The organism is Thermomonas brevis (assembly GCF_014395425.1).
GTDB classification, from domain to species: domain Bacteria; phylum Pseudomonadota; class Gammaproteobacteria; order Xanthomonadales; family Xanthomonadaceae; genus Thermomonas; species Thermomonas brevis.
On sequence record NZ_CP060711.1, the window covers coordinates 1,084,850 to 1,104,197 of the forward strand.

Genomic DNA, 19,348 nt, shown 5'->3' on the forward strand with positions numbered 1-19,348 from the left:
CTCCGATGTCCTTGGCGCGCCTGCGTCGGCGAGGCGCCGCTTATTCGAACAGCCGCTTGTCCTTGGCGTACTCGCGGGCCTGCTGGCGGCTGACCATGCCGCGCTTGACCAGTTCCTGCAGGTGCTGGTCGAGCGTCTGCATGCCCTGGCCCTGGCCGGTCTGGATGGCCGAGTACATCTGCGCCACCTTGTCCTCGCGGATCAGGTTGCGGATGGCCGGGGTGCCGACCATGATTTCCCAGGCCGCGGTGCGGCCGCCGCCGACCTTCTTCAGCAGCGCCTGCGCGATCACCGCACGCAGCGATTCCGACAGCATCGAGCGCACCATCGGCTTCTCGCCGGCCGGAAACACGTCGATGATGCGGTCGATGGTCTTGGCCGCCGAACTGGTGTGCAGGGTGGCGAACACCAGATGGCCGGTTTCCGCGGCGGTCAGCGCCAGGCGGATGGTTTCCAGGTCGCGCAACTCGCCGACCAGGATGTAGTCCGGGTCCTCGCGCAGCGCCGAGCGCAGCGCCTCGTTGAAGCCGTGGGTGTCGCGGTGCACTTCGCGCTGGTTGATCAGGCACTTCTGCGAGGTGTGCACGAATTCGATCGGGTCTTCGACCGACAGGATGTGCGCGTATTCGTTCTTGTTGATGTGGTCGATCATCGCCGCCAGCGTGGTCGACTTGCCCGAGCCGGTCGGGCCGGTCACCAGGATCAGGCCCTGCGGCTGTTCGATCAGGTCCTTGAAGATGCGCGGGCAGCCCAGGTCTTCCAGGGTCAGCACTTCCGAGGGAATGGTGCGGAACACCGCGCCGGCGCCGCGGTTCTGGTTGAAGGCGTTGACGCGGAAGCGCGCCAGGCCGGGGATTTCGAAGCTGAAGTCGACTTCGAGGAATTCCTCGAAATCGCGGCGCTGCTTGTCCGACATGATGTCGTAGACCAGCGCGTGGACCTGCTTGTGGTCGAGCGCCGGGATGTTGATGCGGCGGACGTCGCCATCGACGCGGATCATGGGCGGCAGGCCCGCGGACAGGTGCAGGTCCGAAGCCTTGTTCTTGACCGAAAATGCCAGAAGTTCGGCGATATCCATTTGGCGCTACTCCCCGTGGTGCGCGGCGTTTCCCCTGCCGCGCGAATCGTCGTTACCGCATCGTGGCGCTCCAGCCCCGTCGCGACGTTTCGAGTCCCGGGCCCGTCCCTTGCGGGATCGCACCCGTCCTCGCGTGCCAGCGCACCGACGCCGAAGCGGCGGAGCCCGGCGGGCGCAGCATCCTTGCAGCGCCCTTGAACCCGCTGTCCAAGGACAGGGGGCCGTGGTGGAGTATATGCCTCCCGCAGAACGCGACAATGGCGCCATGAAGCACGCCCGCCAAACCCTTGCCGACCTCCTGCTTGCCGTGGATAACGCAAGCCGCGCCGCCGCCCGGCCATTGGCCGCCCGCCTGCTGGCCGTGTCCAAAACCCGGGACGCGGACGAGATCGCCGGACTGGCCGATGCCGGCCAGCGCGCCTTCGGCGAGAACTACGTCCAGGAGGCGCTGCCCAAGATCGAAGCCCTGCGCGGCCGGGGCCTGGAATGGCACCTGATCGGCCACCTGCAATCGAACAAGGCCGACGCCGCCGCGCGCGTCTTCGACTGGGTGCAGTCGGTAGACCGGCCCAAGCTGGTGGCCGCGCTGGCGAAGCATCGCCCGGACGCGCTGCCGCCGCTGAACGTGCTGCTGCAGGTCAACATCGACGACGAGACCAGCAAGCACGGCTGCGCGCCCGACGAGGTCGACGCGCTGGCCGACGCCGTCGCCGCCGAACCGAGGCTGCGCCTGCGCGGGCTGATGGCGATTCCCGCGCCGTTCGCCGACATGGCCCGCCGGCGCGAGGCGTTCCGGGCGATGCGCGGCCTGTTCGACGCGCTGCAGGCCCGGCACCCCGGCATCGATACCCTGTCGATGGGCATGAGCGAGGACTTCGTGCCCGCCATCGAGGAAGGTGCGACGATGGTGCGCGTCGGCAGCGCCCTTTTCGGGGCTCGCGCCGAAAAGAAATAGGCAACGACGGTGCTCGCACCGATAAAGAAAACAGGCATCGACGGCCCGCGATCCGCGAAGCCGTGATGGCCGCCCTCCCGGCCAACGCCGGGCGACGATTCCTTCCAATACCAGATCCGCAATGACCACATCGACTTCGAACATCGCCTTCATCGGCGGCGGCAACATGGCCCGCAGCCTGATCGGCGGGCTGATGGCGCAGGGCCGCGACCCCGCCTCGATCCGCGTCGCCGAACCCTTCGCCGCGACGCGCGACGCGCTGCGTGACGACTTCGGCGTGGCCGTGTTCGAGGTCGGCGCGCAGGCGGTCGATGGCGCCGCCACCTGGGTGCTGGCGACCAAGCCGCAGGTGCTGCGCGCGGTCTGCGAGGGCCTGGCCGCGCAGGCGCAGGCGGCGAAGCCGCTGGTGGTGTCGATCGCCGCCGGCATCACCGCCGCGCAGATCGAGCGCTGGCTGGGCGGCGGCATCGCGGTCGTGCGGACGATGCCGAACACGCCCGCCCTGCTCGGCGCCGGCGTCACCGGGCTGTATGCCAGCGGGTGCGTCGATGCCGCGGGCCGCGGCTTCGCCGAATCGCTGCTCTCGGCCGCCGGCAAGACGGTCTGGATCGACGACGAGGCACAGATGGACGCGGTCACCGCCGTCTCCGGCAGCGGCCCCGCCTACGTGTTTCTGCTGGCGGAGGCGATGACCGACGCCGGCATCCGCGAGGGCCTGCCGGCCGACGCCGCCCGCGCGCTGGCGCTGCAGACCGTGCTGGGCGCGGCGCGCATGCTGACCGAATCCGACGTCGACGCCGCCGAGCTGCGCCGCCGGGTCACCTCGCCCAACGGCACCACCCAGGCCGCCATCGAAACCTTCGAGGCCGGCGGCTTGCGCGGCCTGGTCGAGGCCGCCATCCACGCCGCCCGCGTGCGCGGCGCGGAACTGTCCGCCGCCAACGACTGAGGCACCGCCATGCGCAAGATCTTCGCCACCCTGTTCCTGCTGCCCTCGGCGCTGGCGCTGACCGCCTGCGGCCGCGACGCGGCCGTCCCGGCGACGCCGCTGGCGTCCGCGCCCGCCGCCACCAGCGTGACCAGCGTCGGCGGCGCGACCCTGCAGGCGTCCGCCGTCGCCATCGCCAACCTCAACGAAACGGTCGCCACCCGCTACGGCCTCGACCGCAGCCACGACGGCGCGCTCCTGCTGGTCACCCTGCGCGACGCCGACGGCAACGCCCTGCCGCCCGACGACCTGCGGCTGACCGCCACCGCGACCGTGCTGCCCGATCCGCCCAAGCCGCTGGAGCTGCAGCCCATCGCGGTCGACGGCATGACCGACTACATCGGCGTGTTCGCGGTCCGGCCGCCGGCCAGCGTGCAGTTCCGCGTCACCGCGATCCGCGGCGGCGCGCGCGCGGAAATCGCGACCTCGGCGGAGCTCTATCCGCGCTGACGGCCCTCGCCCGCCTCAGCGCTGGTTGATGGCGTAGCGGCCCGGCCCCAGCAGGGCCAGCGCCACCGCGGCGGCCAGGTACATGCCCTGCAGTTCCAGCGCCCAGCCGCCCTGTTCGTTGAGCTGCCCGAGCTGCGCCATGTGCGCCAGCGCGAAGGCGAACAGCATGTTGACCGCGACCAGCAGCGCGCCGATCCGCGCGTAGAACCCGGTCATGATCAACGCCGGCGCCAGCACTTCGCCGACCAGCACGCCGTAGGACACGAAGCCCGGCAGCCCGTGCGCAGCCACCATCTCCTCGACCGGCCCCAGCCCGTTGCGCAGCTTGGAAACGCCGTGCAGCAGGATCAGCACGCCCAGCGCCACGCGCAGCGCCAGCCGGCCGAGATCGTCCATCGTCGTCCTGTCCATTCGCCACCTCCCCGTGGATTCGACCGGATCATACGCCGGCGCGCGGGCCGTCAAGCCGCGCGGGCCGCCCACGCCCGGACGATCCGCGCGATCTCCGCTACGCCCTCGGTCAGCGCCGCCGGGCCCGGCTGCAGGATGAGCGGCGACTTGATCTCGTGCAGCTCGCCGTCGCGCACGGCGGGAATCGCCGCCCAGCCCGGCCGTGCCGCCACCTTGTCCGGCCGGAACTTCTTGCCGCACCACGAGCCGAGGATGATGTCCGGCGCGCGCCGCACCACCTCGTCCGCGTCCTCCAGGATGCGGCCCTTCGCCATCGGCTCGGCGGCGCGCTCGGGGAAGATGTCGTCGCCGCCGGCGATGCGGACCAGCTCGGCCACCCAGCGGATGCCGGTGATCGGCGGCTCGTCCCACTCCTCGAAATACACCTTCGGGCGACGCGGCAGCAGCGCGGCCTCGCGTTCGATGGCCTCCAGCCCGCGCCGCAGTCCATCGGCATAGGCATCGGCGCGCGACGCGACGCCGACCAGCGCGCCGAGCCGGCGCACGTAATCCAGGATGCCGTCGACGCTGCGGTGGTTGCTGATCCATACCTCGACGCCGCACCGGATCAGCTCGGCCGCGATGTCGGCCTGGATGTCGGAGAAGCCGACCACGAAGTCCGGCTCCAGCTTCAGGATCTCGCCGATCTTCGCGCTGGTAAAGGCGCTGACCTTCGGCTTCTCCTTGCGCGCCCGCGGCGGGCGCACGGTGAAGCCGCTGATGCCGACGATGCGGTCCTGCTCGCCCAACGCGTACAGGACTTCGGTGGGCTCCTCGGTGAGACAGACGATGCGTTGGGGGCCGGTCATTCTCTTGCGCTCTTGCCCGTCATTCCCGCGAAGGCGGGAATGACGGCAGGGAAAGCACGCCTGTCCCGGAACGAAGCATCACGGATACAGCATCCGCTTCGACCAGGCCCCGTCCGCATCGCGCTCGTACAACCAGCGCTCGTGCAAGCGGTATTGCGCGCCGAACCAGAACTCGACCGCGCGCGGCACCACCCGGAACCCGCTCCAGCGCGGCGGACGCGGCACCTCGCGTCCTTCGAACTCGGCCTCGAACTTCGCCAACCGCGCCTCGAAGGTATCGCGCGCGTCCAGCGTCTCCGACTGCCTCGACGCCCACGCCCCGAGCTGGCTGCCGCGCGGCCGGCTGGCGAAATAGGCGTCGGCGTCGGCGTTGGACACGATCTCGACGTCGCCCTCGATCCGCACCTGCACGCCCTCGCGCACGCGCGGCCAGTGGAACAGCAGCGCGGCCTGCGGATCGGCCTGCAGCTCGCGACCCTTGCGCCCGTCCAGATGCGTGTAGAACACGAAGCCGCGCGCGTCATGCTCTTTCAGCAGGACGATGCGCGCGGAAGGCCGCCCGCCCGCGCCGACGGTGGCCACCGTCATCGCGGTGCGGTCGGGCTCGCCGGCGGCGAGCGCCTCGGCGAACAGGGTGTCGAAGGTGGCGAGGATGTCGGTCGGCAAAGGAGTCATGCGCGCATTGTCGCGCGCACGCATCCGGAATTCATGCCCCGGCCGATGACCGGCACCTGTCTCCCTCCGAAGGCAACGGGTCTCGCCCCGTCACCCCGCGCCTGCCGGCAATGGCCGCGACAGCGCCTCGTCGAGCATGGCATTCGCCTGCCGCATCCGGTTCCCTTGGAACAATACGAGTCCGCCAAACGCGAGAAAAAAGACCCCGATGAGGAAAATGAGCGTCATGATCCCCAGCAGGATCAGGATGCCCGCCAGGACAAACATCAACGTGGCCGGCGCATGGGTGCGCGTCTGCCGGTTGCGATTGGCGAAAACGGACGAGTGAATCCCGTTGGATTTCCGCGTCCCCACCGCCACCACCCAGTCGCCATCGGCGACGACGATGGGGTCTTGATGCCTGAGGGTGACGACCTGCCCACCCATGTCCAGCGTCACGGCGCGGAACGAATTGATCTGACCCTGTACGCGGCCGCCGCTGCTGCTGATGTGGCCGCGCGTCTCGACGTCGCGTTCGAAAATCTTGACCGGCCCCTGCACGAGTTCCAATGCCATGCTCATTCTCCTCTTGGATTTTCCGATTGCACGAATGTCACTTCCGTCCTGCCATTGCCGGTTCCCGCCGCCAGCGGCAGCAGGTCAGTTCCACCAGGACGGCCCTTTCGACATGCGCCGCTTCCATACCCACACGCCTGCGAGGGGCACGGCAGCGGCCAGGAACCCGATGGTCAAAATGATTGCGGATGCAATGATCCTGCCCGTCAGCTCCGCTTCCTGACCCTGTGCGACGAAGGCGGCGACAAGCGCGAGGGCGGTGATTCCCGCGGCAGCCAACCGGAATTTGACGAAGCGCTTCTCCAGGCGCTCCCGGGTGAGGACGCCGTAGGCGCTGTGATAGCCATAGCCTTTGCGGGCCTTGCAACCGGGGCAGATGACCGCCTGATCGTCAAGCGACGTGCGGCAGAACGGGCACTTCGTCATGGGTTGGTCATTCTCCGTATGGGTCGAAGGCGGAACCCCGGCGCACGCATCGCAAGGCGCTCATTCCCGGCGTTTCTTCCGCTCCTGCATCTGCCGCCGCACGAGATCCGCGGCGCCGCCATCGGCAAGCGCCTGCATGCGCCGGGTGGTTTCCTCGTACGACTGGCCGCGGCTCGCGCGCTGGTAGCCGGCCATCTTTTCCCAGGACTCGACCATGCTGCGCGCGTTCTGCAGCTGGCTGCGCGCCAGGTCGTCGTAGTCGGCCTGGTACTGCGGGCGGTAGAAATAGCGGGCGACCGGCCCGCGTGCGGCGATTTCGAGGAACTGCTCGTGGCCCGCCACCACGGCGCGGTAATGCGCCAGCTGCTGCTCGGCATTGCCCGTGGCGCCCGCGCCGCCGAACTGTCTGGAATAGTCGCCGACGTCCCAGTACGCGAAGGGCAGATCGGGGTCGATGGCGCGCGCCTCGTTGCGCAATGCCTGCGCGGCGTCGGGATCGGCTTCGTTGCGGGCGGCGATGACCAGCATCGCGGCATCGCGCTTCCGGCGGCCGATCTCGACCATGTTCGCCAGCAATTGGTCGCGGCCGAGGAACGCCTTGCCGACGTTCCGGTACAGCTCCGCGGCATCCAGCTTGTTGGGCGCATGCTCGCGGTACAGCGCCTGCAACTGCTCCCATGCGCCGGCGTTGTCGCCGCGCTGCATGTTCAGCACCCAAGCGTTGTGAAAACGCTCCGCCGCGGTGTTCGGCTTTTTCACCAGTTCGCTGCCCGACATGATTTCGCGCATCGCGCTGGTGTCGTCGCGAATGATCGTCGTATCGCCCTTGATGTCTTCGACGCCGCGCTGGATCAGGCCCAGCTGGGTGCCGATCTTCTCGGTGGCGGTGGCCCCCTGCCCGGCCAGCGCCAGCATCGCGCAGACCAGGCAGGCGAACAGCCCGACCCGGAAGAGATTGCAGATGCGGCAGTCGTAGGCGTCGTCCCGCTTTTCCGGCAGATCCGCCACCACCCGGTTCCGGCACGGCGCGAACAGCAGCACGGCCAGCAACAGGCCCAGGGCCACGGGCGCCCACACCCAGGGCGCGGAGATGTCGCCCACGAAGCCGCCGACATCGCTCAACAGCCCGATGATGCCGCCCACGCCGGCGAGCAGCGGGCCGCTTTCCGGCCAGATCATCCGCCAATAGGAAACGCCGCTTTTCATTCCGCCCTCCGGCAATCGCCCGGAAATCCGGGAACCCCCGTCGTGGCCGTCCGACCATTGGTGCGTCGCATATCCGCCCAGCCCCCTCCCGTTCCTTGGGCAGCCCCAAGGCAGGGAAAGATGCTGGCCGCATGGCCGCCCTGCGTCCTCACGGAATCTTCAAGAAACCCTCAAGCGCGCCGCCGGTTTGCCGCCAACGCCACCGTTTGCCAGTATTCGGGCATGTCGTCGGCCCCTTCTCCACATTCAGGACATGCCCTCTATCGCTGGCGCTTCGGCGAGGTCGAATTCGACGAAGCCCGCCGCGAGCTGCGCGTGGCCGGCCTGCCGGTGGACATGGAGCACAAGCCGCTGGAAGTGCTGTCGCTGCTGCTGCGGCATGCCGGCGAGGTGGTGACCAAGGACGAGCTGTTCGAGATCGTCTGGGCCGGACGGGTCACGGTGGACAACGTGCTGTCCACCGCCGTGGGCAAGCTGCGCAAGGCGCTGGACATCGGCGGCGACGGCCGCATCGCCACCGTGCCCAGGATCGGTTACCGCTTCGACGGGCCGGTGGAGCGCATGGCGGTCGGGGCCGCGCCAGCCAGCCCGCTGGCGCTCGACGCCGGCAAACCGGTGCCGGGGCGCGAGCAGTTCGTGCTGGAACGACAGTTGGGCCGCACGCTGGGCAGCGAGGTGTGGCTGGCGCGGCATCCGCGCAGCCGCGATGCGCGCGTGTTCAAGTTCGCGCTGGACGGCGAGCATCTGGCCACGATCAAGCGCGAGGCCACCCTGCTGCGCGTGCTGCGCGAGGCGCTGGGCGAGCGCGAGGACATCGTCCGCCTGCTGGACTGGAACTTCGCCGCGCCGCCGTTCTTCCTCGAATGCGACTACGGCGGGCAATCGCTGGCGGAATGGGCGATGCAGGACGGCCACTTGGCCGGGCTGGACATGGCGCAGCGCATCGCCTTCTTCGCATCCATCGTCGAAACCGTGGCCGCCGCGCACGCGGTGGGCGTCCTGCACAAGGACCTGAAGCCGGCCAACGTGCTGGTCGCCGCGCGCGGCGATGGCTGGCAGGCGCGGCTGACCGATTTCGGCAGCAGCCGCCTGTTGCAGCCCGAGCGGCTGGCGGAACTGGGCATCACCGCGCTGGGCATGACCATGACGCAGGTGGGCGGCGACAGCAGTTCCGGCACGCCCCTGTATCTGGCTCCGGAACTGCTGGCCGGACAGCCGGCCACCGTGCGCAGCGACGTCTACGCCCTGGGCATGCTCCTCTACCAGTGGCTGGCCGGCGACCTGCGCAAGCCGCTGACGCCGGGCTGGGAGCGCGACATCGCAGATCCGCTGCTGCGCGAGGACATCGCACACGCCACCGACGCCGATCCCGCCCGCCGCATCGCCAGCGCCGCCGAGCTGGCGCAGCGCCTGCGTCGCCTGCCGGAGCGTCGCGCCGAACTTGCGCGGCGCGAAGCGGACGAACGCGCCGCCGCCGAGTTGCGCGGCGCATTGGAGCGCAGCCGCGCGCGCCGTCCGTGGGCGATGGCGGCATTCGCCGCGCTGCTGCTCGGGCTGGGCGGCAGCCTGTATTTCTGGCGGCACAGCGAGCAGCAACACCGTCTCGCGGAGACGCAGCGCGACATCGCCGAAAAGCAGGCGGCGCGCGCCAGCGCGGTGGTGGCCTTCCTCAGCAACGACCTGATCGGCGCGGTCAGCCCCGGCGGCGCCGTGTTCGAACGCGACCCCACCATCAAGGACATGCTGGACGTGGCCTCGCGCGGCATCGACGGCAAGTTCGGCCACGACCCGGCGATCAGCGGCAGCATCCATGCGGCGCTGGGGCAGTCCTGGCGCACCCTGGGCGAAGGCGAACGCGGCGCGGATGAATTGCGTGCCGCCCTGCGCGACTTCACCGCGGCCTTCGGCGCGGACGACCCGCTGTCGCTGCGCACCGCCTACGCGCTGGTGCGCACGCTGGCCTATGCCAGCCGCGGCACCGATTTCAGGGAAGCCGGCAGGCTGCTGGACGAAACCGACGCCAAGGCCGGCGCGCGCCTGCAGCAGGAAAGCGAACTGGCCCTGGATGCGGCCTTCGCCCGCGGCATCTTCCATCACCAGCAGATGCAGATCGAGCGGGCGCTGCCGGCATGGGTCCGCGCGGATGCGCTGCAGCGCCGGTTGTTCCCGCTGGACGCGCAGCGCGCCATCCTGATCCGCGAGAACCTGGCCGACGCGCTGAGCCGCTCCGGCGAAACCGACAAGGCCATCGCGCTGATGCGGGCGATGCTGGCCGATCCGCTGCTGAAGGCGAAACAGATCGGCGAAACCAACTTCGCCTCGGTACAGATGAACCTGGCCCGCGCGCTGCGCAAGCAGGGCAAGTACGACGAAGCCCTGCCGCTGGCGCAGGCGGCCGAAGCCGTTTCGGAAAAAATCTACGGCCCCGACAACTACCAGACGCTGGTGCAGCGCTCCACCATCGCCAGCATCCACGACATGGCCGGCCGCTGCCCCGCCGCGCTCCCGATCCAGCGCGACGTGGCGCGGCGCATGGCCGCGCGCTACGGCAAGGACAAGCAGGCCACGCTGGTCGAGACCGGCAACCTGGGGCTGATGGAATACAACTGCGGTGACCGGCACGCCGGCATCGCCCTGCTGCGCGAAACCGAGCGCGACCTGCGCCGGCACTTCGGCGACAGCAATGCGGCGGCGCAGAGTTTCCGCATGTCGCTGGCGGAAGCGCTGATCGAACAGGGGCAGCGCGATGAAGCTCGGCGCCTGCTGGACGGCCTCACCGAGCAGGCGATGGAAGCCGCGGGCGGCGACAAGGCGGAACTGGCGCGCGTGCGCGGGCTGCTGGCGGACGCCTAGCGCCCGCCCGCGCCGCGGCGTCCGCGCTCACTCCACCACGAAGCTCACCCGCAGGTTCACCCGCCACTCCTGCACGTTGCCGGCGTCGTCGGTGACGACCTTGATCTCGTTGACCCAGGCGCCCTTGATGTTCTTCACCGACTCGGCGCACTTCTTCAGGCCGTGCTTCACGGCGTCCTCCATGCTGGTCTTGGACGAGGCGTTGAGTTCGATGACCTTGGCGACGGACATGGCGCAGCTCCCGGTTGGCCGGCGGGATTGCCGGACCCGCAGCTTTGCCGCGCATGCGTTAATTCCGCGCAGTCATGGCCGCGGCGGCGCGCGCTGCTAGCATGTTGCGATGCGCAATCGCGATCACATCGTCCTGGTCGGCCCGATGGGCTCGGGCAAGAGCACGCTCGGCCGCGCGCTGGCGGCGCGGCTGGGGCTGGGCTTCATCGACGTGGACGAACGCATCGTCGCGGAGGCGGGCCGCAGCATCGCCGAGCTGTTCGCGAGCGAAGGCGAGGCCGGTTTCCGCGCCCGCGAAGCGCGGACTTTGGCGCAGGCGCTGGGCGAGGCCGCCGCGGTGGTTGCCACCGGCGGCGGCGCGGTGCTGGCGGAGGCGAACCGGGCGGCGATGCGCGGCGCGGGCCGGGTGGTCTATCTGCGGGTGGACGCCGACGCGCAGCTCGCGCGGCTGCAGGGCGACAGCACACGCCCGCTGCTGCAGGGCGAAGACCGCGCGCGCACGCTGGCGGCGCTGCAGGCCACCCGCGAGCCGCTGTACCGCGCCGCCGCGCACCTGCTGTTCGACACAACGCAATTCGCGCCGGACGCCGCCGCCGCGGCGCTGGCGGAACGGCTTCGCACTCTTCGGGACGACGCGGACATGAGCGACACGCTGCACACGGTCGAGGTCGGTGGCGCCACGCCCTACCGCATCCACATCGGCCCCGGCCTGCTGGACGACGGCGCGCTGCTGGCGCGGACGCTGCGCGGCCGGCACGCGCTGATCGTCAGCGACGGCAACGTCGCGCCGCTGTACGCCGATCGCGTGGAAGCCGCGCTGCGCGCCGCCAAGCCCGAGCTGCGCATCGCCCGCCACGTCGTGGCCGCCGGCGAAGCGGAGAAGACGCTGGCAAATTTCGGCGGCGTGATCGACGCGCTGGCCGCGCTCGGCGCCACCCGCGACGCCTGCGTGTTCGCGCTGGGCGGCGGCGTGACCGGCGACATGGCCGGCTTCGCCGCGGCCTGCTGGATGCGCAGCATCGACTGCGTGCAGCTGCCGACCACGCTGCTGGCGATGGTGGATTCCTCGGTCGGCGGCAAGACCGCGGTGGACATCCCGCAGGGCAAGAACCTGGTCGGCGCGTTCCACCCGCCGCGCGCGGTGATCGCCGACACCGCCGCGCTGCGCACGCTGCCGCCGCGCGAGTTGCGCGCCGGGCTGGCCGAAGTGATCAAGTACGGCGCGATCGTCGACGCCGACTTCCTGCATTGGCTGGATGCGCACTGCGATGCCCTGCTGGCCGGCGACGACGCCGCGCTGGCCGAGGCCATCGCCCGCAGCTGCGCGCACAAGGCGGCGATCACCGAGCGCGATCCGTTCGAGCACGGGGAGCGCGCGCTGCTCAATCTCGGCCATACCTTCGGCCACGCCATCGAGGCCGAGCAGGGCTACGCCGACGGCCTCAACCACGGCGAAGCGGTGGCGGTCGGCATGCTGCTGGCGGCGCGGCTGTCGGCCACGCTGGGCCTGGCCTCGTGGGGCGACGCCGAGGCGTTGCGCGCGCTGCTGCTGCGCTTCGGCCTGCCGGTGGACATTCCGGACGGGCTCGCGCCCGAGGCGCTGCTGGCGCGGATGCGGCTGGACAAGAAGGCGCAGGCCAGCGGGCTGCGTTTCATTCTTTGGAATGGGCCCGGCGCGGCCAAGGTGGTGGCCGACGTCGACGAGGCCGCGGTGCTGGCGGTGCTGCGCGGCGGCTAGTTCGCCTCGTCCGCGGCGCTGCCGTGGTGGCCGAGTCCGAGGCCCATGCCCATCCCGGCGCCCATCCCGCCGGCGCCGCCCATCCCGCCGCCCCCCTTTCCACCATTGCCGCCTTCGCCTCCGGTCCGGCCACCGCCCTTGCCGCCGCCGCTGGCGATCGCGCGCAGCGGCCCCTGTTCGGGAATCGCCACCCCGGCCGGCACCGGCTCCAGGTCCAGCGCGCCGCGGATGAAGGTGCGCAGCGACACCACCAGCGCCGCGGTCTGCACCGGCCGCCCGGCCGCCATGTCGGCGGCGGCCTGCGCAGCCAGGCGCACCTGCTCCTCGGTGCCCAGCAGGATCACGTCCGACAGCGCCGCCTCCACCGCGTCGCGGATGCGCCGACCGCGCTCCGACGCCGCATCGTCCAGCGCCTGACCCGCTTCCGCCGCACGCCGGCGCAGCTCGCGCAGGTGCGTGGGGTCCACATGGAGATCGCCGGTGAACGAGCCGCCCAGCGTCTTGTAGGCGGCGATCAGGGTCTTCAGGCGCTCGTTGATCTGGCGGTTCTCGCGCTGCTGGCGGCGCTGGATGGTCTGCATCGCCAGCAGGCGGATGCCGACCGCCACCAGCGACACCAGCACCAGCCCCACCAGCGTGCTGAGCAGGGCGTCCCAGGAACTGAAATCGAGATTGCGCATCGGGCTTTCCGTAGCGTGGCGGCGTCGGCCAAGCATACGGCCCGGCGCGTGCGCGCCCCGTCGCCTTTACAATGCGGCCCCATGCGCCTCCTGCTGCAACAACGCCCCGACGGCCGCGAAGCCCCCCGCTTCGTCCAGCTCCAGCTCCAGCCCGACCTGCTGGGCGGCTGGGAGCTGCTGCGCGAAACCGGCCAGACCGGCGGCCGCAGCACGCTGCGCCGGGAGCTGTACGGCGACCAGGCCAGCGCGATCGCCGCGCTGGAAGCGGCGCGCGACGCACAGCTCAAGCGCGGCTTCCAGCTGGTGTTCGCACAAGGTGCGGATGCGCCGAAATAACTCATAACCGTCATTCCCGCGAAGGCGGGAATCCAGCTTTTGATCTTCGCGACAAAAACACAAAGCTGGATTCCCGCCTTCGCGGGAATGACGAGCGAACCGGAGAACCCCCTTGTCCACGCCCCTCAAGAACGACCCTGCTTTCAACAGCAGATTCCTGCGCGCGCTGCGCCGCGAACCCGTGGACGCAACGCCGGTCTGGCTGATGCGCCAAGCGGGCCGCTATCTGCCGGAATACCGCGCCACCCGCGCCAAGGCCGGCAGCTTCCTGGCGATGGCCAAGAATCCGGAGCTGGCCTGCGAGGTCACGCTGCAGCCGCTGCGCCGCTTCCCGCTGGACGCCGCGATCCTGTTCTCCGACATCCTCACCGTGCCCGACGCGATGGGCCTGGGCCTGTATTTCGCCGAGGGCGAGGGCCCGAAGTTCGAGCGCCCGGTGCGCAGCGTCGCCGACATCGAAAAGCTCGCAGTGCCGGACATGGAAACCGAGCTGCGCTACGTGATGGACGCGGTGCGCACCATCCGCCGCGAGCTGGACGGCAGCGTGCCGCTGATCGGCTTCTCCGGCAGCCCGTGGACGCTGGCCTGCTACATGGTGGAAGGCGGCGGCAGCGACAACTACGGCAAGGTCAAGGCGCTGGCGCTGAACGAGCCGGCGGCGATGCACAAGCTGCTGAACGTGGTCACCGACGCCGTGATCGCCTACCTGTCCGCGCAGCGCGCGGCCGGCGCACAGGCGCTGCAGGTGTTCGACACCTGGGGCGGCACGCTGTCGCCGGCGATGTACCGCGAATTCTCGCTGCCCTACCTGACCCGCATCGCCCGCGAGCTGAAGCGCGACGGCGCGCCGCTGATCCTGTTCGGCAAGGGCAACGCGCCGCACCTGGAAGCGCTGGCCGACAGCGGCGCGACCGCCTTGGGCGTGGACTGGACGGTGACGCTTGAAGACGCCGTGCGCCGCACCGGCGGCAAGGTGGCGCTGCAGGGCAACCTCGACCCGGCGATGCTGTACGGCAGCCCCGATGCGGTGCGCGCGCAGGTGCGCAACGTGCTGGACAGCTACCGCGACGGCAACGGCGGCAGCCGCGAGGGCCACGTGTTCAACCTCGGCCACGGGATGTCGCCGGACATGAACCTGGAGCACGTCGCGGTGCTGGTGGACGAGGTGCATCGCTACAGCGCGCGGTGACGGTTGCGGGTTGCGGCGCCATTCCCGGCTTCGCAACAAACGGATCCGATCACGGCGCGGCGCCGCGCACCACGTCGCCACTGTCCACCGGCCCGTCGAACGGCGCGCTCCAGCCGTCGCCGGTGCGCAGCCGCACGTTCTCGAAATACGCCGGCAACCCCTCCTCGAAGCCCGCGCCCGACTGCAACTGGTAGTGCAGGTGCACGAGGAAGGCGTCGCCCGACATGCCCATCGCGCCGATCTGCGCGCCCCGCGCGACGCGCTGGCCCGGCTTCACCGCCACGCTGCCCTGGCGCATGTGCGCAAGCAGGCTGTATTCGCCGTTGCCGTGGTCGATCAGCACGTAGTTGCCGAGGAACAGGGTGAGGTCCTGCATCAGCGCGTCGCGGCCGAACGCCGGCGGCGCGCCCTTGCGATTGTCCGCCATGCCGTCGCGCGCCGCGCGCACCACGCCGTCGCCGGGCGCGAACACTGGTGCGCCGTAGCCGAACCAGTCCTCGGGCGCGGCGCCGTCGTTGCGGTACAGCCGGCCCTGCGCGTCGGCCACCACAAAGTCGTGCGCGTAGCGCATGAAATTGCCGGTGATGCCGAAGTGCGTGGTCATGCCGCCGGTGACGTCGAGGCGGCGATGGTGGGCGTAGAAATCGTGGCCGTCGTGGACGAACGCCTCGCCGCGCAGCGGCAGCGACAGCCGCGTGCGCGGCACGAATGCGCGCGGCTGCAGGTCGATGACGCTGCGCTGTTCCGGCCCGTCCTCGCCCGCCGCAAACACCGCCTCGACGCGGATGCGGTCCAGCGCCGCATCGGCGTCGAAGCGCGCGAACGGGTTGAACACGACGAGTTTCCCGTGCGCCGGCAAGGCGCGGTTCGGCACGGTCGCAATGCCCATCGTGGCGCCGTCGCCGTTGCGGTCGAGCCGGCGCTGGCCGATGAAGCGGCCGGCGCGGTCGAAGCGGGTCAATTGCAATTCGACCAGCTCCAGCGGCGCATCGCCCGGGTTCTCGAACAGCAGGTCGAAGTTGAGCTGCTGGCCGTCGCGCAGGCGCTCGACCAGCGGCTGCGCCGGCAGCGCGCGTACGGTGGGCGTCGCGGCGACGGCATGGCCGCACAGCGACAGGACGGCGAACAGGAACGGCAACAGGCGGGAACGCATCGCGGCAAATCCGAAGGGAGTTGCGCAACGGATACGGGCGACACGTCCGCGGTTGCAGTCAGCGCCGCAGCGCCGCGGCCAGCGCCTCCGCCAACTGCGCGCCGGTGACGGGCTTGCGCAGGAAGGCGTCGAAACCGTCCGCGCGCGCCTGCGTTTCCGCTTCCGCGTCGGAACGCGCGGTGACCGCGAGCAGCGGCGCGCGGAACCCCTGCGCACGCAGCATCCGCGCCAGCGCCAGCCCGTCCACGCCCGGCAGGTCGAGGTCGAGCAGCGCGGCGTCGAACTGCCGCGCGGCGATTTCCGACAGCGCCGCCAGCCCGTGCGCGACATGCGTCACCGCGTGCCCCTGTTCGCGCAGCAAACCGCGCATCACCTCGGCCACGATCGGATCGTCCTCGACCAGCAGCAGGCGCAGCGCGTCCGTGCCGGAGGCCGGCGCTTCCGGCATCGCCGGCTTCGCCGGAACTTCCGCATGCGCCAGCGGCAGTTCGACGACGAAGCGGGTGCCGCGCCCCGGCTCGCTGTCCACCGCGATGCGCCCGCCCATCGCAGCCGCCAGTTCCTGCGAAATCGCAAGACCGAGCCCGCTGCCGCCGTAGCGCGAAGCGGTGCGCGCGCCGTCGGCCTGCTCGAAGCGCCGGAACAGCCGCGACTGCTGCTCGCGATTGAGGCCCGGCCCGGTGTCGGCCACCACGAAGCGCACGCCCTGCGGCGCGAGCGCTTCGGCCTCCAGCGAGACGTGCCCGTTCTCGGTGAACTTGATCGCGTTGCCGAGCAGGTTGAGCAGGATCTGCTGCACGCGGGTGCGGTCGCCGTGCAGGCCGATCGGCGCGTCCGCCGCCAGCCCATCGACGAACACCAGCCCCTTGCGTTCCGCCACCGGCGCCATCAGCCCGGCCACTTCGTCCAGCAGCGGGCGCAGGGCGAAGTCGGCGTTCGCCAGTTCCAGCTTGCCGGCCTCGATGCGGGCCAGGTCCAGCGCGTCGTTGACCAGCCGCAACAGGTGTTCGCCGGCGCGGTGGATGGCATCGACCTGGCCGCGCTGCCGCTCGTCGAGGCGGCTGCCGCGCAGCAGTTCGCTCATGCCCAGCACGCCGGTCATCGGCGTGCGCACTTCGTGGCCCAGCGTGGCGAGAAAGCGCGACTTCGCTTCCGACGCCTGCTCGGCCAGCGCACGCTTGTGTTCGGCCAATTGCCAGGCGTGGCTGCGCCGCAGCCGCGCGCGGTAGGCCAGCGCGATGGCGGCGAGCGCCAGCGCCGCGAGCAGCGCGAATCCCGCCAGCGCCCACCAGGTGCGCCACCACGGCGGCGGCACCGCGAAGACCATGCGCTGCTCGCGGGCGGCATTGCCAGCGGCTTCGCGCGCGCGGACGCGCAGGACGTAGCGGCCGGGCGCAAGGCCAGTGAAGCTGCGGTCGCCGCTGGCGCCGAGCGCGACCCAGTCGCGGTCGAAGCCGTCGAGCTTCGACCAGTAGCGGTTCGAGGCGGGATCGTCGAAGGCGAGCAGGCGCGCGCCGACGCGGAACTCGCGGTCGTCGCGCCCAAGTGCCAGCGCCGCGCCCAGCGGCAGGTCCTGCCAGCCGCCGTTGCGGCGCACCGAGGCGCGATCGAAGCGCAACGGGGGCAATGCGGGCGGCGGCTCGGTCGCCGCGGTATCGACCAGCAGCAGGCTGCCGTCCGCCGCGGCCGCCGCCAGCACGCCCTGCGCGCTCATCGCCAGCGCGCGGTCCTGGTATTCCTGGCTGCCGCTGTCGTCCTGCGCGCCGTGCCGGCGCAGCACGCGCGTCCGCGGGTCCCAGCGCAGCAGCCCGCGCGAGGTGCTGATCCAGACGCGGTGGCGGGCGTCCACGCGCAGGCCCGCCGCGCCGAGCGCGGGCATACCCTGCGCGGCGTCGATGCGCGCCTCCCTCGTCCATTGCCCATCGCGGCGGCGGTACTGCTCCAGCCCGGGCTGGCGCTGCAGCCACAGCAGGTCCGGCCCGTCGAAGGCAAACGCATAGACGCGTCCGTCGCCCAGCGCGGGCAATGCGCGGAAGCGGTTCGCGGCCGGGTCGAGCACGGCCACGCCTTCGCTGCTTGCCACCCACACGCCGCCATCGGGCGACAGCGCCAGCGCCTCAATGTCGGCGCCGCCCAGACCACTGGCGTCGCCGGCCGGGAAATCGCGCAGCACGCGGCCGCTGGAGACGTCGCGCTGCTGCACGCCGCCGCCGGGCGCGGCCAGCCACAGGCTGCCGTCGTCGGCGATTTGCAATTGGTCGATCTGCCCGGCCGGCGCCGCATCCTGCGCGTCCTTCGGACTCCATTCGTCGATGACGCCGTTGGTGCCGATGCGCATCAATCCGGAGCGATGGCCGAGCCACAGCCGGCCGTCGCGATCCTCGGCGATGGACAGCGGCTTCACGCTGCGCAGCCGGTCCAGACTGGCCTCGTCCAGCGATTCGACGCTGCCGTCCGCGTGCAGCCGCTCCACCACGCCGTTGAAGCCGCCCAGCCAGAAGCCGCCGTCGCGCGCGGGCGCCAGCGCCCGGTACAGCGCGCCCTGCAGGCCGTCCTGCGGGCCGTCGAGCCGGGCCAGCTGCCGCCAGCCCGAATGCAGGTAGCCCAGGCCGAGGCCGGCCACCGGTACCCACAGCGCGCCGTCCGGCTGCCGCAGCAGGGTCAGCAGCACGCGCGGGATGGCCGGCCCGCCGGTGTGCACCGGCGCGGGCGCTTCGCTGCCGTGCTGCCGCCACAGGCCGCGCTGGCTGGCGATCCAGTGGCCGCCGTCAAGGTCGGAGGCGATCGCCATCATCGCGTTGGGCCGGTGGAACATCGGCGACCAGTCCGGCTGCGCCCAGCGCCCGTCGCGGTTGCGCCAGACCCCCAGCGAACTGCCCACCCACAGCCCGTCGGCCTGCGCGGTGAGCGAATAGATCAGCGGCGCTTCCTCGGCGCCGGGCAGCGCCACCGGCACGAACGCATCGCCGCGCAGCTGCGCCACGCCGTCGGTGGTGCCCGCCCACAGCGCGCCGCGCGCATCCACGGCCAGCGCCAGCACGGTGTCCGATGGCAGCCCGTCCGCCTGCGTGTAATGGCGCATCCGGCCGGAGGCGTCGACGCGGGCCAGCCCGCCCTCGAACATGCCCAGCCAGACCGCGTCGCCCTGTCGCGCCATCGCCCACACGTCATCGCCGGCCAGTTCGGGATGGGTGGCCTTGCGGTAACGGACGAAGCGCTGCCGGCGCGCGTCCAGCACGCTGACGCCCTCGCCCTCCACCGCGACCCACAGCCGGTTGCCGGCGTCCACCAGCAGCGCCTGCACGTTGTTGCCGGGCAGGCCGTCGGGCCGGGCCGGGTCGTAGCGCCAGACCCGCATGCCCACGCCGTCGTAGCGCGCCAGGCCGTCGGCGGTGCCGATCCACAGATAGCCGTCGGCGTCGCGCGCCAGCGCCTTGATCTCGGTCGAAGGCAGGCCCTGCGCGGTGCCGACGATGCGGAAACGCGGGCGCTCGGGCACCCCCGCCAGCGCGCAGGCGCAGGCCAGCCACAGCAGCAGCACGAACCGGAATCGATGCGTCATGTCCCCTCCCCGGC

The 19,348-nt window shown here is 71.1% G+C and carries 18 protein-coding genes and 1 pseudogene; 8 read left to right on the forward strand and 11 right to left on the reverse strand.

The genetic code is table 11. The annotated features are described in order from the left end of the window. Positions 1 to 40: 40 nt before the first annotated feature. Positions 41 to 1,078: a type IV pilus twitching motility protein PilT gene (locus H9L17_RS05125; RefSeq protein WP_187571268.1), complete on the reverse strand. Its 1,038-nt coding sequence runs from the start codon at positions 1,076 to 1,078 to the stop codon at positions 41 to 43. Between the two features lie 265 nt (positions 1,079 to 1,343). On the opposite strand from H9L17_RS05125, the gene H9L17_RS05130 reads away from it, so the two are divergent. The 3 genes from H9L17_RS05130 (at position 1,344) to H9L17_RS05140 (ending at position 3,471) form a co-directional block, all read left to right on the forward strand. Continuing rightward, entirely contained in the window at positions 1,344 to 2,033 is a 690-nt protein-coding gene (locus tag H9L17_RS05130; protein WP_187571269.1) for a YggS family pyridoxal phosphate-dependent enzyme, read from the forward strand. A gap of 121 nt (positions 2,034 to 2,154) precedes the next feature. Beyond that, positions 2,155 to 2,982, forward strand: coding sequence for a pyrroline-5-carboxylate reductase (gene proC / locus H9L17_RS05135; RefSeq protein WP_187571270.1), 828 nt, complete (start codon positions 2,155 to 2,157; stop codon positions 2,980 to 2,982). A gap of 9 nt (positions 2,983 to 2,991) precedes the next feature. Then, positions 2,992 to 3,471 carry a DUF4426 domain-containing protein gene (locus H9L17_RS05140; protein WP_187571271.1) on the forward strand — a complete coding sequence of 160 codons (480 nt, stop codon included), beginning with the start codon at positions 2,992 to 2,994 and terminating at the stop codon, positions 3,469 to 3,471. 15 nt (positions 3,472 to 3,486) lie between these two features. Here the strand turns inward: H9L17_RS05140 and H9L17_RS05145 are convergent, their stop codons facing one another. The 6 genes from H9L17_RS05145 to H9L17_RS05170 all read right to left on the reverse strand — a co-directional run bounded on the left by H9L17_RS05145 (position 3,487) and on the right by H9L17_RS05170 (position 7,592). After that, positions 3,487 to 3,867: a DoxX family protein gene (locus tag H9L17_RS05145; RefSeq protein ID WP_246455166.1), complete on the reverse strand. Its 381-nt coding sequence runs from the start codon at positions 3,865 to 3,867 to the stop codon at positions 3,487 to 3,489. A 65-nt stretch (positions 3,868 to 3,932) separates the two neighbouring features. Next, on the reverse strand, positions 3,933 to 4,730 hold the full coding sequence (locus tag H9L17_RS05150; RefSeq protein WP_187571273.1) for a cobalamin-binding protein: 798 nt from the start codon (positions 4,728 to 4,730) through the stop codon (positions 3,933 to 3,935). 78 nt (positions 4,731 to 4,808) lie between these two features. Then, positions 4,809 to 5,405 carry a pyridoxamine 5'-phosphate oxidase gene (pdxH, locus tag H9L17_RS05155; RefSeq protein WP_187571274.1) on the reverse strand — a complete coding sequence of 199 codons (597 nt, stop codon included), beginning with the start codon at positions 5,403 to 5,405 and terminating at the stop codon, positions 4,809 to 4,811. Between the two features lie 90 nt (positions 5,406 to 5,495). Beyond that, positions 5,496 to 5,960: a hypothetical protein gene (locus H9L17_RS05160; RefSeq protein WP_187571275.1), complete on the reverse strand. Its 465-nt coding sequence runs from the start codon at positions 5,958 to 5,960 to the stop codon at positions 5,496 to 5,498. A gap of 84 nt (positions 5,961 to 6,044) precedes the next feature. Next, entirely contained in the window at positions 6,045 to 6,386 is a 342-nt protein-coding gene (locus H9L17_RS05165) for a hypothetical protein (RefSeq protein WP_187571276.1), read from the reverse strand. Positions 6,387 to 6,446: 60 nt separating this feature from the next. Then, complete coding sequence (locus tag H9L17_RS05170) at positions 6,447 to 7,592, reverse strand: hypothetical protein (protein ID WP_187571277.1); 1,146 nt, start codon at positions 7,590 to 7,592, stop codon at positions 6,447 to 6,449. 222 nt (positions 7,593 to 7,814) lie between these two features. On the opposite strand from H9L17_RS05170, the gene H9L17_RS05175 reads away from it, so the two are divergent. Further along, positions 7,815 to 10,445 (forward strand): protein kinase domain-containing protein, encoded by a 2,631-nt coding sequence (locus tag H9L17_RS05175; RefSeq protein WP_187571278.1) that lies wholly within the window; start codon positions 7,815 to 7,817, stop codon positions 10,443 to 10,445. Positions 10,446 to 10,472: 27 nt separating this feature from the next. On the opposite strand, the gene H9L17_RS05180 is transcribed toward H9L17_RS05175, so the two are convergent. Further along, positions 10,473 to 10,676 carry a dodecin family protein gene (locus tag H9L17_RS05180; RefSeq protein ID WP_187571279.1) on the reverse strand — a complete coding sequence of 68 codons (204 nt, stop codon included), beginning with the start codon at positions 10,674 to 10,676 and terminating at the stop codon, positions 10,473 to 10,475. 145 nt (positions 10,677 to 10,821) lie between these two features. On the opposite strand from H9L17_RS05180, the pseudogene H9L17_RS16010 reads away from it, so the two are divergent. Both H9L17_RS16010 and aroB read left to right on the forward strand, forming a co-directional pair. Then, a pseudogene (locus H9L17_RS16010) lies at positions 10,822 to 11,232 on the forward strand (shikimate kinase); the annotation flags it as partial. 84 nt (positions 11,233 to 11,316) lie between these two features. Further along, positions 11,317 to 12,414 carry a 3-dehydroquinate synthase gene (aroB, locus tag H9L17_RS05185; RefSeq protein ID WP_246455200.1) on the forward strand — a complete coding sequence of 366 codons (1,098 nt, stop codon included), beginning with the start codon at positions 11,317 to 11,319 and terminating at the stop codon, positions 12,412 to 12,414. On the opposite strand, the gene H9L17_RS05190 is transcribed toward aroB, so the two are convergent. Next, on the reverse strand, positions 12,411 to 13,094 hold the full coding sequence (locus H9L17_RS05190) for a hypothetical protein (RefSeq protein WP_187571281.1): 684 nt from the start codon (positions 13,092 to 13,094) through the stop codon (positions 12,411 to 12,413). The two genes, aroB and H9L17_RS05190, sit on opposite strands and share 4 nt — an antisense overlap. Before the next feature lie 81 nt (positions 13,095 to 13,175). On the opposite strand from H9L17_RS05190, the gene H9L17_RS05195 reads away from it, so the two are divergent. Continuing rightward, complete coding sequence (locus H9L17_RS05195) at positions 13,176 to 13,430, forward strand: WGR domain-containing protein (RefSeq protein ID WP_187571282.1); 255 nt, start codon at positions 13,176 to 13,178, stop codon at positions 13,428 to 13,430. 112 nt (positions 13,431 to 13,542) lie between these two features. Further along, entirely contained in the window at positions 13,543 to 14,619 is a 1,077-nt protein-coding gene (hemE, locus tag H9L17_RS05200; protein ID WP_425507396.1) for a uroporphyrinogen decarboxylase, read from the forward strand. 49 nt (positions 14,620 to 14,668) lie between these two features. Here the strand turns inward: hemE and H9L17_RS05205 are convergent, their stop codons facing one another. Both H9L17_RS05205 and H9L17_RS05210 read right to left on the reverse strand, forming a co-directional pair. Further along, the gene (locus tag H9L17_RS05205; protein ID WP_187571283.1) at positions 14,669 to 15,772 is read right to left on the reverse strand and encodes a M23 family metallopeptidase; all 1,104 of its coding nucleotides are present in this window, start codon (positions 15,770 to 15,772) and stop codon (positions 14,669 to 14,671) included. Between the two features lie 58 nt (positions 15,773 to 15,830). Continuing rightward, positions 15,831 to 19,334 (reverse strand): hybrid sensor histidine kinase/response regulator, encoded by a 3,504-nt coding sequence (locus H9L17_RS05210; RefSeq protein WP_246455167.1) that lies wholly within the window; start codon positions 19,332 to 19,334, stop codon positions 15,831 to 15,833. Positions 19,335 to 19,348 lie beyond the last annotated feature (14 nt).

What these genes read in the sequence shown, in the direction of transcription:
- pdxH (WP_187571274.1), bottom strand. Translation starts at nt 5,405, where the DNA reads ATGACTCCTTTGCCGACCGACATCCTCGCCACCTTCGACACCCTGTTC.
- H9L17_RS05130 (WP_187571269.1), top strand. Translation starts at nt 1,344, where the DNA reads ATGAAGCACGCCCGCCAAACCCTTGCCGACCTCCTGCTTGCCGTGGAT.
- H9L17_RS05145 (WP_246455166.1), bottom strand. Translation starts at nt 3,867, where the DNA reads ATGGACGATCTCGGCCGGCTGGCGCTGCGCGTGGCGCTGGGCGTGCTG.
- H9L17_RS05140 (WP_187571271.1), top strand. Translation starts at nt 2,992, where the DNA reads ATGCGCAAGATCTTCGCCACCCTGTTCCTGCTGCCCTCGGCGCTGGCG.
- H9L17_RS05190 (WP_187571281.1), bottom strand. Translation starts at nt 13,094, where the DNA reads ATGCGCAATCTCGATTTCAGTTCCTGGGACGCCCTGCTCAGCACGCTG.
- H9L17_RS05180 (WP_187571279.1), bottom strand. Translation starts at nt 10,676, where the DNA reads ATGTCCGTCGCCAAGGTCATCGAACTCAACGCCTCGTCCAAGACCAGC.
- H9L17_RS05205 (WP_187571283.1), bottom strand. Translation starts at nt 15,772, where the DNA reads ATGCGTTCCCGCCTGTTGCCGTTCCTGTTCGCCGTCCTGTCGCTGTGC.
- H9L17_RS05210 (WP_246455167.1), bottom strand. Translation starts at nt 19,334, where the DNA reads ATGACGCATCGATTCCGGTTCGTGCTGCTGCTGTGGCTGGCCTGCGCC.
- H9L17_RS05170 (WP_187571277.1), bottom strand. Translation starts at nt 7,592, where the DNA reads ATGAAAAGCGGCGTTTCCTATTGGCGGATGATCTGGCCGGAAAGCGGC.
- proC (WP_187571270.1), top strand. Translation starts at nt 2,155, where the DNA reads ATGACCACATCGACTTCGAACATCGCCTTCATCGGCGGCGGCAACATG.
- H9L17_RS05175 (WP_187571278.1), top strand. Translation starts at nt 7,815, where the DNA reads ATGTCGTCGGCCCCTTCTCCACATTCAGGACATGCCCTCTATCGCTGG.
- H9L17_RS05125 (WP_187571268.1), bottom strand. Translation starts at nt 1,078, where the DNA reads ATGGATATCGCCGAACTTCTGGCATTTTCGGTCAAGAACAAGGCTTCG.
- H9L17_RS05160 (WP_187571275.1), bottom strand. Translation starts at nt 5,960, where the DNA reads ATGGCATTGGAACTCGTGCAGGGGCCGGTCAAGATTTTCGAACGCGAC.
- H9L17_RS05150 (WP_187571273.1), bottom strand. Translation starts at nt 4,730, where the DNA reads ATGACCGGCCCCCAACGCATCGTCTGTCTCACCGAGGAGCCCACCGAA.
- aroB (WP_246455200.1), top strand. Translation starts at nt 11,317, where the DNA reads ATGAGCGACACGCTGCACACGGTCGAGGTCGGTGGCGCCACGCCCTAC.
- H9L17_RS05165 (WP_187571276.1), bottom strand. Translation starts at nt 6,386, where the DNA reads ATGACGAAGTGCCCGTTCTGCCGCACGTCGCTTGACGATCAGGCGGTC.
- H9L17_RS05195 (WP_187571282.1), top strand. Translation starts at nt 13,176, where the DNA reads ATGCGCCTCCTGCTGCAACAACGCCCCGACGGCCGCGAAGCCCCCCGC.